Here is a 15,229-nt window from a genome sequence, read left to right as displayed (position 1 = left end):
GAAAAGCAAACAAACAGCCCTATCTGCTTTTTGCAGCAGTTCGAGGGCTGTTTGTCGTTCCTTCACTTAGTGCATTTCGGTATTATGGGCCTGATTTTGTTGTTGTTGCCCTCCGATTTCGATTTTGCCCAATGCTTGCTTCATTTTGTCGAGCTGAAGCTGATAATCACGAACGACAACGGTAAGAACACTGACAGACTCCTTGAAATCTGGCTCGCTGCTTACTCTGTCGATGGCTCTATGTAAATGCAGCATCTTGTTCTCCGTTTCCCGTAATAGGTCGAGTAACTGCAATCCGTTTACCACGTAATCACCTCATCTGTTTTTTCTTACTTTCTCCTTCCCCTCTGTTCCCTATGCGCACAAAAACGCTTTGCATCATGAATAAAAAACGTCCGCTAATGACATAGCGGACGTTCTTCCTATTTAGTTCAGGCGAGCAGACGCGAGCTCAACGAATTTGTCGATATCTTTTGCAACCAACGAGAGTGAATTCCGCCAGAAATCGACTGAGCGTACATCAACATCCATGATGGCTGCTACATCTGCAACGCTCATTTTGCCCGTTACAGATAAGAGCTTGTCGTACTGGTCAACAAAAGCTTCCCCGCGCTTGAGATACTCTGCGTACAAGCCTTTCGCGAACAGAAGTCCAAAAGCATACGGGAAGTTGTAGAAATTGTAATCCGCGCTATAATAGTGCGGTTTGCATACCCACATGTAAGGGTGTAGAGCTGCCGGATCCAAACCATCTCCGTAAGCATCCTTTTGTGCTTGCAGCATCAGTTCATTCAGAGTGGAAACAGACAAGGCCCCTTCTGTTCTGCGCTCAAATACAGCAGTCTCGAACAAGTAACGGCTATAAATATCGACGATCACCTGACTTGCTCCGCTGATATCATTTTCCAAAATCGCAAATGCCTCCTCGGAGGTCGCTTGTTCAAGTGCTGCATTGGCAATGATGGTTTCGCACAAAATGGATGCGGTTTCGGCGATTGGCATCGGGTATTCGCTGTTCAAGAATGCTTCGTCTACAAGACATTCTCCGTGATAGCCATGTCCCAATTCATGTGCCATTGTACTTACATCGCTGTAGCTGCCTGTGTAATTGGACATAATTCTGCTCTCCCCTACGATGTGCAGGTTGTAGCAGAATGCCCCTCCTCGTTTGCCTTCGCGAATCTCAGCATCAATCCACTGATTATCATAAGCTCGTGCTGCATAGTTGGCGAGCTTTTCGCTAAAGCTACCAAAGTGCTTCACAATGAAGTCGCGGGATTCCTCATAAGAGAACCGCATGTCTGCCTCGCCTACTGGCGCAAACAAATCATAAAACGGCAACTGAGCGCTCTCATGGCCGAGGAGCTTCGCCTTTGTACGGAAGTATTTATGGAAGGATGGCAAGCTCTCACGCATTGCCTGAAGCATTGCTTCGAGCGTCTCGCGGTCCATGCGGGAGTCTTGCAACGTCTTATCAAGCGGCGATTCATAGCCTCTGAGCTTCGCTACGGTAATAACCTCGCCCTTAATTCCATTCAAGCTGGCAGCAGCAGCTTCCACGATTTTTTTGTAAGCGGCAAGCTCCGCCTCGTAGGCCGTTTTGCGAAGCTGCGGATCTTTTTCGTTCGCCATGTTCCGCACCACTGGCAATGGAAGCTGTTTATGCTCCCCATCGACTGTAATGTCTACAAGCAACGTCGAAGTCAGCATTTCATGGAGCTTTGTCCATGCATTTGACCCTGTATTTTTCATTTTTGCCAGGATGATTTCTTCTTTTTCGCTCAGCATGTATTTGCTCTTGTCTGACATTTCTGTCAACATAAAGCGATGTGTTTCTAACAGCTCCGATTGGTTAATCAATTCGTCCAGGTTGTTCAACGTTCCTAGCCACTTTTGGAATTGCACGCCTGGTTCAACCAATTCAACAGCCTGATTCTGTACTTTTTCAATCGCGAGCAGTGCTGTTTCATTCTTGGCATCGACGCTGGCAGTCAGCTCTCCGTAGGCATACAAGCGGAATTGCGTTTGCAGGACAGAAGTCATCATCGTGATGTATGTCTCCATCTTCGCTACTGCATCTTCTGAAGATTGCAAGTTTTGCGCTGCCCAGCTTTTGATCTCTTCTGTTTCACGAACTAACTTCTCCCAATCTTGTTTCCATTCTGGTGCATCAAACGAGGAATACAAGACGTCCAATTTCCAGCGCATATTCATGGGCACGCGCCTCCTTTTCGCTTATGTAACAAGCCTATTGTAAAAAAATTTAGATGGATTCTGCAAGTTTTTACTAAGAAAACTTCTTTTGCAGGCGATCAAGCTCGTACTGGCTGCGTCAAAAACGTTAATGCAGACAAGGCAAAAAGCTGGGTGGATTCCACCAATTGGTCAATAGCTACGTACTCATCTGCATGGTGAGGGATGTGGCGATCGCCTGCGCCTGTCGTCAAAATCGGAATGCCGGCCTTGTGCAGGAAGGTTCCATCTGTCGCACCTGGGACGCCATTATATACGGGTTCTTTTTTCGTAAGTTCCCGATAGGCGCTCGCGACAGCAGTCACGACTTCTTCCTTCATGCCAGTCAACGTCCAAGGACGCTCTTCGATTACTTCCAAGGTGGCTTTGAAATTGTCATCTTCTTTGCTTAATCCTTCTAATATGGCACTGATTTCTTTGTACAGCTCTTGGTGGTCCTGCCCCGGTACCGTGCGAATATCAAGAGTCGTCATGCATTGATCAGGAACGACATTGATTTGGGCGTCTCCTTTGACAGGGGCCTGCAAAATCGTCGGAGTGATACTCGGCCACCCCAACATCGGGTGCTCTCCCAGACGAGCCATTTCCTTGCTCTCCAGCTCCTCTAACGCCACTATGGCGCGTGCCATCCTTGTGTTCGGATTGATTCCCGTCAGTGGCATGGCACCATGCGCCATCTTGCCAAACGTACGAAGAATGGCTCGCATGGCTCCTTTTTGCGTAATGCAGAGCTGATTTTCTTCCGGTTCGCAGATAATCGCCGCATCGACGTTGTTGGCCCAACCGCGACGGATGAAATCTTTGATCCCGATCATCATGCTCTCCTCATCGCAAGGGATGCACAGGAGGATTTTGCCTGTAAAAGACTGTTTGGATCGTTGGATAGCTTTGACGGCACATATCGCCGCAGCCAGATTTCCTTTTGTGTCACAGGAGCCACGCCCGTAGATACGCCCACCAGATATTGTCCCGCCAAAAGGGTCGTAGCTCCAAGCATCCCGATCCCCTTCTGTTACGACATCTGTATGGGCTTCGAACAAAAGCGTTTTGCCAGGTCTGCCCGAATCGTAAAAAGCGATGACATTCGGTCTGCCTGGAACAACCTCCTCATAGAAGACCTGCAAACCCATATTGCGAAGATAATCGGCGACAAATAACGCGACCCGCTCTTCATTCGCTCCTGCCTGATCGGGACGAAACACACTCGGAATTCGAACTAGCTCCTGCGTAAGGCGCACAACTTCCTGCTCGTCAACAAAGGATATCACCTGATTCATCCGACAATCCTCTCCTCTGCATCCAATTATGTTACACCTATTCCTGGAAGTAACTGCGATAAGATGGCAGTCCCCCTGCTTCCTCTGCGTGCTTAACTGCTTGTATGACGGCTTCCGCCAGCACATCTGCGGACAACGCGCCCACCAAGTCTACACTCGCCTCTACTTCGCCTGTTGCTACAGCAAAAATCGTATCGCCATCGTACATGGTGTGAATGGGACGGATCGTACGGGCAAGCCCGTCGTGGGCCATTTGCGCTACTTTGTTTGCTTCTGCTTTGGACAAGCGGGCATTGCTCGCGACTACGGCAATCGTCGTGTTCGTGCCTGGAGGAATCGGGGCAAAAGCTTGCTGGCGCATCATCTCCACGCTATCCCGAATGGCTCCCTGCTCGTCTCTCGGCCCGGCGAGGATCGTCCCTGACCCTGACTGCGGATCTACGACATGACCGACTGCATTTACAGCGACGATGGCGCCTACGACGAGTCCATTAGGCAAAGTCATGGAAGCTGTGCCCAACCCGCTCTTCATCGCGTTTCCAAATCCATTCAGCTTGCCTACTGACGCACCTGTACCAGCACCGACATTTCCTTGCGCCATTGTCTCACGGCTTGCTGCCTGTGCTGCCTCATAGCCCATTTGACGATCCGGGCGAACCCGATAGTCGCCTACAGCCAGGTCGAACAAGACTGCTGCTGGAACGATAGGAACGACGCCATAGCCAACATCCAGTCCGATGCCTCTTTCCTCCAAATACTGCATGACACCTGTAGCAGCATCCAAACCGTATGCACTGCCACCCGAAAGGCAAATCGCATGGACGACACTCACCAGATTGACAGGGTCCAAGAGATCTGTCTCGCGGGTGCCCGGGGCAGAACCCCGGACATCTACGCCGCAAACAGACGGCTTTTCCAGCACAATCACACTGCATCCCGTTAATGTTTCTTCGTTTTGTGCATGCCCGACGAGTACGCCGGGTACGTCAACAATCGTTCCAGTCATTATAAGTCTCCTGAAATTTTTGATTTTTGCCTGCCTGCTGAGCCCAATTTCTTCCAAGCTGCAACGACAGCCAATGTAACAATGACAGAAACAATTGCTTCTGGCAAGCCGCTCGTGATTGCGACTGTGGTCGCTACACCGAGCGTCATGTATCCTCGAATAACAGCCATGCCCAGTACCAGAATCGTGTTTGTCATCGCCCCAATAAAGCCAGCGGCACCAATCGCCAAGTACTGATTGACGTTTTTCAAACCGACATAGGTCAAGTAAGCAGTCACACCGATGAACAAACGTGGCAGGATGGCTACAAGAGGGTCTTTAAAAAGCGGAACGGTGGCATTTAAGAAAGAAGAGACTCCAAATATAAGGCCAATGATCATACCAACGCCCCAGCCCTCCATTATGCCCCCGATGACAGCCGGGATGTGCATAATAGTGGCATTGCCCGCTGCTGTCGGAACCGGAATGTAGCCGAGACGTGTCACCCCGAGCAAAATCGCTATCGCGCCAAGAACGCCTGCAATGACAATCTTGCGAACGGTCAAGCCTTTTTCCATGCATACTCCTCCTTTTACGAGTTTTATGTGGAATGCCCTACTCGGGCGAGTTCCCGCTTGTCTCCCTTACCAAGGTATGACGAGCATGACGGCAGAAATGACAATGCTTGCGATCAGCGCGACATAATCTTTGCCTACTGCCTTGTATTGGGTGTATCTGGTCCGTGCAGCACCTGGTGTGTAGCATCTGGCTTCCATTGCCAAAATCAAATCTTCTGCTCTGGAGAGCGCCACATTAAACAGCGGGATGATGATGGGAAACATGTCTTTTGTTCGCTGGATGATCCGCCACCATTCTCCTGTACCGAAATCTGCACCACGGGATGCTTGAGCTTTCATCATTTTCTCCATTTCCATTGCGAAGGTAGGTACAAAGCGCACAGCAATCGTGATGATCAACGCAAAGGCATGAACCGGAAACTTTACTTTTTCCAACGGCCCCAGCAGTCGCTCCATTCCGTGCGTGAGTTCCGTCGTAGAAGTGCTGAGCGTGAGGACACTCGATAAGAAGATCACTTCTACAAAGCGCATGGCAGACACGATGACGAGGCGTACGCTCTCACTCGTGATCGTGATGAAGCCGTATTTCAAATAAACGGTACCGCCATTGACAACCTCGCCGTAAAAAAGCAACTGCATGATCGCCAATATAATGATAAAGGGGATAGCGGGCTTGATCCCGGATATGCCGTAATGCAGGGGGATTTTCGAGATTTGAAACATCCAGATACAAATGGCTAAAGCAAACAGGTTGCCCACGTATGTATCGCAGATGGCGATGGCTAAGATGAGGATGACGAAAGCACCAAGCTTGAAACGAGGATCGAGACGATGAACGACCGAAGCAGTGGGTAAATATTGACCGATGGTAATATTGCGCGTCAATTCAAATTCTGCTGACATGTGGACCCCCTCCTTAGCGGTTCATCAGTTTCAAAATTTCCATCGCTGTCTCTTCGGGTAAAAAAGCACTAGGATCGATGCTGTAGCCCTGCTCACGGAGTCTGTATAAAATATCAACCGATTCGGGTGTGCCGATGTGATGCTGCCGCAGCAATTCCTGATTGCCAAAAATTTGTCGTGGTGTCCCTTCGCAGACTGATTTGCCGTTTGCCATGACGTAGACACGATCAGCAAGCCTGGCGACCTCTTCCATATTGTGTGAGACGAAAATAACCGTTAGCTTTTCTTCACGATTGAGACGGCGGATGCGATCCAATAGCTCAAGACGAGAGCGCGGGTCCAGCCCTGCTGTCGGCTCGTCAAGCACGAGAACCTTGGGTTGCAAGGAAAGGACACCCGCCAATGCCACCTTGCGCTTCTGTCCGCCACTTAAGGCAAAAGTCGGACGGTCTTTCATCTCCTGAAACGAGAGGCCGACCAAGTCCATCGCCCACTGAACGCGTCGCCTTACTTCCTCTAAAGGCAGCCCCATCCGAAAAGGGCCGTAGGCTACATCATCACCGACCAGTTTTTCGAACAGTTGATCCTCCGGGTTTTGAAAAACCAGCCCTACTTGTCTGCGCAACGTACGAATATCGATCTTGGGTGAAGATACATCCATTCCATTAATGATGACCGTACCGGACTGCGGGCGAATCAGGCCGTTAAAATGCTGGATTAACGTCGATTTTCCCGATCCGGTATGACCGATAATCGCCAAGCATTCTCCTTCTGCCACCTGGATGCTTACCTGGTCGAGAGCCCGATGTTCGAGTGGTGTTCCCTGCATGTAGACATGAGAAAGATTTTGTACGTTTACGATCGGTTGCGTCATGAACCACTCGCCTCCGCTTGTCTGACGTGTAGACGATTAACCTCCGCGACAACTTCCTCATTGTGGATGAGATCAGGTGTAAACTCGCTATATTCGGAGTGGACGAGATGAGCAATTCGGCTCGCGTCAGGAACATCCAGATGAAGCTCGCGAAGTCTTTCCTGATGGGAAAATACTTCTCGCGGAGTGCCCTCCAATACGATCTTGCCGCCCTCCATCACGATGACGCGATCTGCTTCTGCTACTTCTGACATGTGATGGGTCACCGTGACGATCGTCATTCCTTCGCGATGCAGCTTGCGAACGACTGCCAAAATATCCTGTCTGCCATAGCTGTCCAGCATGCTCGTCGCTTCGTCCATGACAAGGACTTGCGGCTTCATCGCCAATATCCCCGCAATGGCGATCCGCTGCTTTTGTCCACCAGACAAATGATGTGGCGGTCGATGGCGAAAGGCACTCATTCCTACTGCCTCTAGGGCAAAGTCTACTCGTATTTTCATCTCTTCAGCAGATGTCCCGATGTTCTCCAATCCGAAAGCCACATCGTCCTCTACAATCGTGGCGACAATCTGATTGTCCGGATGCTGAAAAACCATCCCGACACGGCTCCTCACTTCATGAATGCGCTGTTTTTCACGCGTGTTGATTCCGTTCACGATGACATCGCCTTCCTTTGGAGTCAAAATTCCATTGAGATGCTTGGACAGCGTTGACTTTCCGGACCCATTATGACCAATGATGGCGACATACTCTCCAGGAAACACTTCCAGGGAGACATTTTGCAAGACAGGAATTTGTTGCTCTTGGTTAACCTGATAGGCAAACGAGACATTTTCTACACGAATAATCGGTTGTGGTGTCATGCTCTCCCCTCGCCTCTTCGTAAAAGTCGGATGTGTTGTGTCCTCCATAATTAAGCAACTACCATGCCAAATGAATATGTTTTTAATTTTCTGTAAATTAAACAATTAACGGAGCCACTCTGTTGCAAATATGCATCGCTGATGTTGCAATTGCATCAATTTCTACAACCTTTCGTAGCGCTTCATTTTTCTCCACAGCGTGGACCGATCCATTCCCAAAATTTTCGCCGCCTCTCCCTTGTTTCCCTTCGTTTCCGCCAAAACCTTTCGGATGACTTCTGCTTCTCTCTCTTCTTGATCTCGGAAAGATTGTCGCTGATACAGCTTCTTGGCAAAAAAAGCCGTGTCCTCCTTGCCAAGAGCGTCCTTCTTGCAAAGCAAGACCATTCTTTCCACCACATTGCGCAGCTCTCTTACATTGCCTGGCCAGTCGTATTGTTTGAGAACGTGGAAAACGGCTTCTTCTACTTTCAGATGCCTTTTATTTTCCCGTTCCTTGATTTCTCCAATGATCGATGCCACCAAAAGTGGAATATCATCAATTCGCTCTCGCAAAGCAGGCAACTCTAGCGTCAACACATTCAATCGGAAGTACAGGTCTGAGCGAAACTGCTTTTCCTCTACCAGTCGTTCCAAATCCCGATTCGTCGCCGCGATGATTCTCACATCGACAGGGACAATGCGCTCCCCGCTGATTCTGCGGACTTTTTTCTCCTGCAAAATACGCAAGAGCAGCGCTTGGATCGGGATCGACATCTCTCCGATTTCATCGAGAAATAGCGTACCTCCGTGTGCCAATTCAAACAGCCCGGGCTTTCCGCCTTTTCGCGCGCCAGTAAAAGCGCCCTCCTCGTATCCGAACAACTCGCTCTCCAATAAATTGCCGGGGAGAGCCGCACAGTTAACCGGGATGAACGGCCCTGTTGCACGCTGGCTGCTCAAATGAATCCCTTGGGCAAACAACTCCTTGCCAGTTCCAGTCTCCCCCTGTATGAGAACCGTCGCATCTGTCCGTGCAAAAGTTTCCGCCCATTCCTTCGCTTCCTGGATGGCAAAAGATTCTCCAACGATATCCTCCAGACGGAATTTGGCTTCCAAGCCGCTCTCCATGCTCTGCTTGCGAATGCGCATCTCCATTTTTTGAATGTCGGTGATTTCTTTAAAAGTGGACACGGCCCCAACGATTTCACCCTCTATGACAATCGGCAAACGGTTGATGATAATTTGTCGATTCAGGATCGTTGCGATGTCTCCTATCTCTTTTTTTCCTGTTGCCAAAATTCTCAACATATCTGAATTGGGAATATAACGGGTGATTTTTTGTCCAACGATATTGCCTGGCAGACCGAGTATTTCCATCGCGTTTTTATTGACCCCGATAATAATGGAATCCCGATCGACCGCGATGATCCCGTCGTGAGAAGCGTCCAGAATCGCCTGCATGTGGATGTCATGGATCATTTGCCTGGCTCTCCTTCCTCGGCATGCTCAAGCATGACTGCTACTTCCGGTGCTGGCCTTCTTGCCCGACGCTTTTTTCGTTTCTTTTTCCGCAAAATGAAAATGGACAGGAGCATAAGCGCAAGGATGGCGAGCTCGATCGGTTGTGCCAGCTTTGCAGAAGTCCAGCCACTCATGCCCAGCAAGTGAAAGATGACGGCTATGTAAAGGAAGATCGATGCTAGATTTTGCGCTTTCACCTGTTTCACCTCTGTTTTTTCTCGTTAGGGAAAGAATGCGGCAATCACTTTTTCGTTGATCCCACTCTTGGAGTAATAATGAACCGGCTTTCCTTGTTCTTTTGCATACGCAATTTCCTTGCTTGTACTGCTTCCGATATAGCCCTCTACATCGATGACGAAAATCTCGTCGGACAAATCGATTTTTCGAAAGTGAATGTCTGCAAGAAGTTCCGCTTGCTCCTGTGATATCTCAAAGCCCTCGCTCTGTTCGAAAAAGGCTACACTCATCACAATGTTTCCTTGGAGCGTCCAATACGTATTGGCCTGCTCAAATTCCTTTTTGAATTTTGTCGACCCGTATAGTGTGATAACTTTCATTTTGAATCCCTCTTCATACGGTTTATACATTTTTCGCAATAATCTGACTTGCACGCTACGAAAAACTCCCATGGAGCCGTGAACATAGCTCCACAGGAGAGTTGGTCTTGTTGTCTTTCGATTAGATAGGGAGCAGCTCCACTGTTTCTTTGCTCTCCAAGTCTTTTACCATGTCGAGCCATGCCTGCGGCTTCTGTGGAAGCACGGCGTAATAACGCTTCAAGAACGTGACGATCAGATCCGCTTCGAGCATCGTTTGCTCTTCGTTTGTCGGCATAAAGCCCAGATCGAGTCCGGATACCGCTTCGCCGTCATTTTGCCAGGACGGATGCACATACGTAAAGTTCGTACGTTTGTAGCCCAGATGAGAGAGTACTTCACGGCGAACAAATGGGTCCATTGGCTTGATCCCGCCAAAGTTGTGTTCTTCCACACGGTACGGGTCGTAGATTTCTGCAAACATCCCGTACAGCTCCTTGCCGTTTTCAGCAGCCAGAGAGAGCAGGTCCTTTTGACGCTCTCTGGCGAGGAATCGGCCCACTCCGAGTCCTTCTCGACCGATGATCGTGAAGTCTGTCATGGCTACGTTCATGTCTGTGTAGTAACGGTATTCGGTAGCGCCCACAACTTCTCCTTCGTGTACAGCTACAAATACACGAATGCCCGGATCTTCCAGCGGATCTTTCCACAGATCGTACTCCAAAACTTCCTCAGGCGGGAAAACCTCTTGCATCAAACGGTGCATTTTTGCAAACAGCGGATTGTCAATATGTTGAATACGTAAGAACTCCATCAGTCAAATCCCCTCTCGATCGATTATGTCAGAGAAATGCCCTACAGATGCTGCTGAAATGGATTTTTCCATTCCATGAGTGTCGCGTAGTTGCGGGATTCCTCATCTTCCAAATAATCCGCCACGACCTGAACAGGCGTGCGACCGCAGCGCATGAGAAATGTAATCACCGGGTCTCTTGCTTCCCCTGTCAGAACACGCTCCAAATACTGCTCAGGTGTCCATTGGTCTGCATAACGTCCATATCCTGGCATGCGACCTCCGCCGAGCAATCTGCGCAGTCCTTTTTGTACCACCAGCTCATACATCGCTTGCATCATCTGTTGACCCAATCCCAGCTTGCGGAAGCTCGGACGAATGCAAATGTCTACGATGTACAGCGTGTCCCCTTTGGGATCATGATTGCGGATATAACCGCTATCCGTGACATCCTCCCACTTATGCTCAGGATGAGCCGGATCAAACTTCACGAGCAGTCCTGTCATCGAACCTGCCAAAACGCCGTCCACTTCTACACAAATGGCTCCTTCGGGGAACAGCGTAATATGGTTCGTCAGCTGCTCCTGGTTCCACCATAGCTCGGACGGGAACGGCGGGGGAAAGCTCTCCGCCTGTATTTGGATCAACTCGAAGAAGTCTGCGCGATTGTAGTTGCGTAAAACGGCTTTGCGTGGCTTGTTCCCTTCAAATACATACAGCTCTTTTCTGTACATATTCATCCTCCTGCTGTCCAGATCACGATGGAATGCTTACTTCCAGTCTGTATACAAATCAGTGCGGCGGTCGCGCCACGTTGTTACGGAGCCTTTTTCCCTCACATCGTATAGCAGTTGAATATCTAGGTCAGCGGTTACCATCATGTCGTGGTTGATTTCCCCTTCAGCAAGAACGCCTCGCGGAGGGAACGGAACATCGTTTGGCGTCAAGATCGCCGCTTGTCCGAAGTTCGCACGCATGAAATCAACTGTCGGCAGTGAGCCTACTGTTCCAGTCAGCACGACATACACCTGGTTTTCAATCGTCCGGGCATGACTGGTATAACGTACGCGGTGGAAGGCATGGCGGTCATCCGTGCAGGATGGGCAGAAAATGACGTCTGCGCCCCGTGCTTTGGCGATGCGCACCCACTCAGGGAACTCGATGTCGTAGCAAATAATCATCGCGACCTTCCCTTTGTCGGTCTCAAAGATTTGCAACGAGTCGCCAGCCCCCATGTTCCAGCCTTTTACTTCCCATGGCGTGATATGGATTTTTTTCTGCTGCCCTACACGTCCATCCGGGTAAAACAGAAAAGCCGTATTGTAAAGCTTACCGTTTTCCTCGATGATGTGCGTTCCACCAATCAGATACATCTCATATTGGGCAGCGAGGGAACGAAACAGCTCGACATATCGATCTGTGAAGGACGGCAGTGCTGTAATCGGCAGCGCATTACCCTGCTCGTCTCCGATCGACATGAGTTGAGTCGTGAACAGCTCCGGAAAAAGGAGAAATTCTGTGTCGTACTCTTGCGCGTTTTTCACGTAGTGCTCAACTTGATTGGCGAAGTCTTCAAAGCTATGTATGGTATGCAGATGGTACTGCACAGCGGAAACACGCATTTTCATGCCATTCTTCCTTCCTCAGACGTGATAAGAACCTCTAAGAATAAAATATATCAAAAACAGTCTGTAAAGTCTCGTCATTGGCTGTATGAAAAAAGTCGCCTATCCGCTTAGACGGGCGACTCTCTCTTTTATTGGGTGGTGCTCATCCGCAAAACGGTTTTGTAGAGCAGCTCTGTGCCCAGTGCAATGTCTTCATAGGCTGCGTATTCTTGCGGATTATGACTGATGCCATCCTTGCAGCGGACAAAAATCATCCCGTAATCACAAACGTACGAGAGCGCCAAAGCGTCATGGAAAGGACCACTCATCAGCTCGCGCACAGAGGCACCGAGCTTGCTGCTCTCCTCATGCATGATTGCCTTAATCCAGTCGGCACAGTAACGCGGGTCACTATTCGTATCTTCCGTAATGCTATATTGCAATCCACCTTCTACAGCGGCTAGCTCAATCGCCTCGCGCAACGCTTGTTCGCGCTCATCGCGACGCTTCAAATCGATGTCCCGCAAATCAATCGAAAAACGCACCCGCTCGGGAATGATGTTGCGCGAATCCGGGAACACCTCCAAGTGACCGACTGTACCGACTGTTGGTGCTTGTGGATCGAGCTTTGCCAGCTCATTCACTGCCAGTATTACTTTTGCCGCTCCGACTAGTGCATCCTTTCTCATCGGCATCGGTACGGAACCAGCGTGCCCGGCAAAGCCAGTCAGCTCGACCGTCCACCACAAAGGCCCTGATATCGCAGACACGATTCCAATCGCTTCTTTCGCATCATCGAGAATCGGCCCCTGCTCAATATGCAGCTCCAGATAAGCACCGATGCTGCCTTTGGGATAAATAGACGCTTCCAGGCGATCAGGGTCGCAGCCAAAATCAATCAATGCCTGCCTGCGTGTGATCCCGTTTTTGTCCGTCCTCTCCAAGTCCGTCGGGTCCAGCATCCCGAGAATGCCTTTGGAACCAAACAGTCCTTTTTGAAACCGGCATCCTTCTTCGTCACAAAACGCAACGACCTCAATAGGCTGGGCAGGCATGATCCCTTGTTCATTCAACGTCTGGACGACCTCTAGCCCCCCCAATACCCCGATCACCCCATCGTACTGACCGCCGTATGGCTGCGAATCGATATGCGAGCCAATCATCAAGAGCGGAGCTTGCTCATCCTTCCCCGCCATCCGACCAATCAAATTGCCAAAGTCATCGATCCGCGTCTGAAGGCCGGCTTCTTCCATCCAGCTACGCACCAGCTCTACGCCTGCCCGATCTTCAGCGGACAAAGCGAGTCGACATACACCCGTTTCGCCTATTTTCCCGATTTGCGCCAATTGCTCGATTCGTTTTTGCAACCGTTCTTCATTGATCGCAAGCTTTCTCGCTTTTACGTTCATGCTTGCAGAACCTCCTCATCTTGGCGTTGATAGACGAACTCCCCATCTATCATCGTTTTGTCTACGCGCAGCTCTTTGATGCGATCTGTAGAGGTTGCCAAAATATCGCCGTCCAGCACCACGAGATCAGCCAGCTTCCCGACTTCAATACTCCCTTTGATCCCCTCCTCAAAACTGGCGTACGCTCCGTTCCAGGTAAACATACGGATCGCCTCCATAATGCTGACCCTTTGATTGATCCCCACATCCTGACCTGTTTTACTCAACCGATTAACGGCAGCATGAATCCCGATCAGCGGATTGAAATCAGTCACGGGACTATCCGACGCTCCTGCTGCAATGATCCCCGCGTCGAACTGATCCCTCGCCGGAAACATATGCTCGACACGCTCTCCGATGTTGTTCACATACGAATCTCCGTAATCGTAGATAAAAGCAGGATTCGGGATGGGTACGACACCTAGCTGAGCCATTCTCGCCAACAGATCTGGCGCAGATACACCCGCATGTTCAATTCGATGTCGGTGGTTCTCGCGCGGATGTGCTTCTAGTGCCGTTTCAAAGCATGTCAGCAGCATGTCAATCGCTCGATCTCCCTGGGCATGAGCGGTAATTTGAAAACCTCTTGCATGTGCCTCTCCCAAAATGGTATTCAACTCGTCCTGTTCATAGTAGAGAATTCCGTAATCATCTGGTCGGCTGGTGAACGGTTCACGCATGGCCATCGTGGGCGCAATGCTTGCCCCATCTGTAAAAACTTTCGCGGGTCCGATACGGAAGCGAGCATTCCCTGTACCCGTTACCATTCCGGCATCGATCATCTTTCGGACAAAATCATCGGATTGATTCAGCGCACAAACCATTGCATAGATGCGAACTTTCACATCACCTTCCTGTACCGCTTTTTGCATCGCCCGATAGTTCTCCGGACCGTATCCTCCCGCATCGTGGACACTAGTAATGCCCGCAGCAACAAAGTCTTCCGAAGCCAATTGTAGGCCTTGAATATACTCGGTTTCTGTAAAGGCAGCTTTTTCAAACATGTTCATATGTGCCGTTTCGATGAGGAATCCGGTTAGCTCACCATCTGCATCACGATCAATACGTCCACCTTGGGGATCGGCTGTGTTTCGGTCATAACCCGCAATGGCAAGCGCTCTGCTGTTTACGACAGAATGATGAGCGCACGTCCTCATGACAAAAACAGGATGCGCTGTCGTCACTTCATCCAGCTCGGCAAGCGTCGGATAACGCTGCTCGACCATGAGATTTTCATCGAAACCACATGCCCTTACCCATTCCCCTTTGGGTGTTTTTTCCGCTTGTTCTCTCAGTGCAGTGAGCAGGTCAGCAATCGACCGGATCTTTCTCGCTTTGCAATCGACCCCCAGCTTGTTCGTACCGTAAATCGTAATATGCAGGTGGGCATCGATAAAGCCGGGCAATAGACTCTTCCCTTGCAAATCAATGACGTTTGTATGTGATTGAATCAACTGTTTCACATCTTCACTAGACCCGACAGCAAGGATGCGATTCCCTCTGACTGCCATTGCCTCTGCCACCCGATTTTCTTGATCTACCGTGATCACCTGTCCATTGAGAAAAACAGTATCTGCCATATGACTGCCTCCTTTAGGAATAAGTA

General features: G+C 49.8%; 16 protein-coding genes. All 16 read right to left on the bottom strand.

Features of this window, described 5'->3' with window-relative positions; translation table 11 throughout:
• Positions 1 to 66: 66 nt before the first annotated feature.
• The 16 genes from FB479_RS12260 to FB479_RS12185 all read right to left on the bottom strand — a co-directional run bounded on the left by FB479_RS12260 (position 67) and on the right by FB479_RS12185 (position 15,203).
• Entirely contained in the window at positions 67 to 306 is a 240-nt protein-coding gene (locus FB479_RS12260; protein WP_106653112.1) for a hypothetical protein, read from the bottom strand.
• A 120-nt stretch (positions 307 to 426) separates the two neighbouring features.
• A complete protein-coding gene (locus FB479_RS12255; RefSeq protein WP_142065311.1) occupies positions 427 to 2,214 on the bottom strand; it encodes a M3 family oligoendopeptidase in 1,788 nt (595 codons plus the stop codon).
• Positions 2,215 to 2,312: 98 nt separating this feature from the next.
• On the bottom strand, positions 2,313 to 3,530 hold the full coding sequence (locus tag FB479_RS12250; protein ID WP_142065309.1) for a M20 family metallopeptidase: 1,218 nt from the start codon (positions 3,528 to 3,530) through the stop codon (positions 2,313 to 2,315).
• A 37-nt stretch (positions 3,531 to 3,567) separates the two neighbouring features.
• Positions 3,568 to 4,536 carry a P1 family peptidase gene (locus FB479_RS12245; RefSeq protein ID WP_142065307.1) on the bottom strand — a complete coding sequence of 323 codons (969 nt, stop codon included), beginning with the start codon at positions 4,534 to 4,536 and terminating at the stop codon, positions 3,568 to 3,570.
• Complete coding sequence (locus FB479_RS12240; protein ID WP_056493023.1) at positions 4,536 to 5,093, bottom strand: ECF transporter S component; 558 nt, start codon at positions 5,091 to 5,093, stop codon at positions 4,536 to 4,538. The genes FB479_RS12245 and FB479_RS12240 overlap by 1 nt, the downstream gene beginning before the upstream one ends.
• A 66-nt stretch (positions 5,094 to 5,159) precedes the next feature.
• Positions 5,160 to 5,996 (bottom strand): energy-coupling factor transporter transmembrane component T family protein, encoded by an 837-nt coding sequence (locus tag FB479_RS12235; RefSeq protein ID WP_142065305.1) that lies wholly within the window; start codon positions 5,994 to 5,996, stop codon positions 5,160 to 5,162.
• 13 nt (positions 5,997 to 6,009) lie between these two features.
• Positions 6,010 to 6,870 carry an energy-coupling factor transporter ATPase gene (locus FB479_RS12230; protein WP_106653108.1) on the bottom strand — a complete coding sequence of 287 codons (861 nt, stop codon included), beginning with the start codon at positions 6,868 to 6,870 and terminating at the stop codon, positions 6,010 to 6,012.
• On the bottom strand, positions 6,867 to 7,736 hold the full coding sequence (locus FB479_RS12225; protein WP_106653107.1) for an energy-coupling factor transporter ATPase: 870 nt from the start codon (positions 7,734 to 7,736) through the stop codon (positions 6,867 to 6,869). Before FB479_RS12225 ends, FB479_RS12230 begins: the two co-directional genes overlap by 4 nt.
• 162 nt (positions 7,737 to 7,898) lie before the next feature.
• Positions 7,899 to 9,197 carry a sigma-54 interaction domain-containing protein gene (locus tag FB479_RS12220; protein ID WP_142065303.1) on the bottom strand — a complete coding sequence of 433 codons (1,299 nt, stop codon included), beginning with the start codon at positions 9,195 to 9,197 and terminating at the stop codon, positions 7,899 to 7,901.
• Entirely contained in the window at positions 9,194 to 9,436 is a 243-nt protein-coding gene (locus FB479_RS12215; protein ID WP_106653159.1) for a hypothetical protein, read from the bottom strand. The genes FB479_RS12220 and FB479_RS12215 overlap by 4 nt, the downstream gene beginning before the upstream one ends.
• A 24-nt stretch (positions 9,437 to 9,460) precedes the next feature.
• Complete coding sequence (locus FB479_RS12210) at positions 9,461 to 9,796, bottom strand: TIR domain-containing protein (RefSeq protein ID WP_142065301.1); 336 nt, start codon at positions 9,794 to 9,796, stop codon at positions 9,461 to 9,463.
• Between the two features lie 121 nt (positions 9,797 to 9,917).
• Complete coding sequence (locus tag FB479_RS12205) at positions 9,918 to 10,589, bottom strand: GNAT family N-acetyltransferase (protein ID WP_142065299.1); 672 nt, start codon at positions 10,587 to 10,589, stop codon at positions 9,918 to 9,920.
• A 41-nt stretch (positions 10,590 to 10,630) separates the two neighbouring features.
• The gene (locus FB479_RS12200) at positions 10,631 to 11,302 is read right to left on the bottom strand and encodes a GNAT family N-acetyltransferase (RefSeq protein WP_142065297.1); all 672 of its coding nucleotides are present in this window, start codon (positions 11,300 to 11,302) and stop codon (positions 10,631 to 10,633) included.
• Positions 11,303 to 11,338: 36 nt separating this feature from the next.
• Positions 11,339 to 12,196: a carbon-nitrogen hydrolase family protein gene (locus tag FB479_RS12195; protein ID WP_106653102.1), complete on the bottom strand. Its 858-nt coding sequence runs from the start codon at positions 12,194 to 12,196 to the stop codon at positions 11,339 to 11,341.
• 128 nt (positions 12,197 to 12,324) lie between these two features.
• Positions 12,325 to 13,584 carry a M20 family metallo-hydrolase gene (locus FB479_RS12190; protein WP_106653101.1) on the bottom strand — a complete coding sequence of 420 codons (1,260 nt, stop codon included), beginning with the start codon at positions 13,582 to 13,584 and terminating at the stop codon, positions 12,325 to 12,327.
• Positions 13,581 to 15,203 (bottom strand): amidohydrolase, encoded by a 1,623-nt coding sequence (locus FB479_RS12185; RefSeq protein WP_142065295.1) that lies wholly within the window; start codon positions 15,201 to 15,203, stop codon positions 13,581 to 13,583. The genes FB479_RS12190 and FB479_RS12185 overlap by 4 nt, the downstream gene beginning before the upstream one ends.
• Positions 15,204 to 15,229: the final 26 nt, after the last annotated feature.

It is taken from the genome of Brevibacillus sp. AG162, from assembly GCF_006715575.1.
Lineage (GTDB): Bacteria > Bacillota > Bacilli > Brevibacillales > Brevibacillaceae > Brevibacillus > Brevibacillus brevis.
The sequence above is the reverse complement of the archived record's forward strand: the minus strand, read 5'-3'. Positions and strand labels throughout refer to the sequence as shown.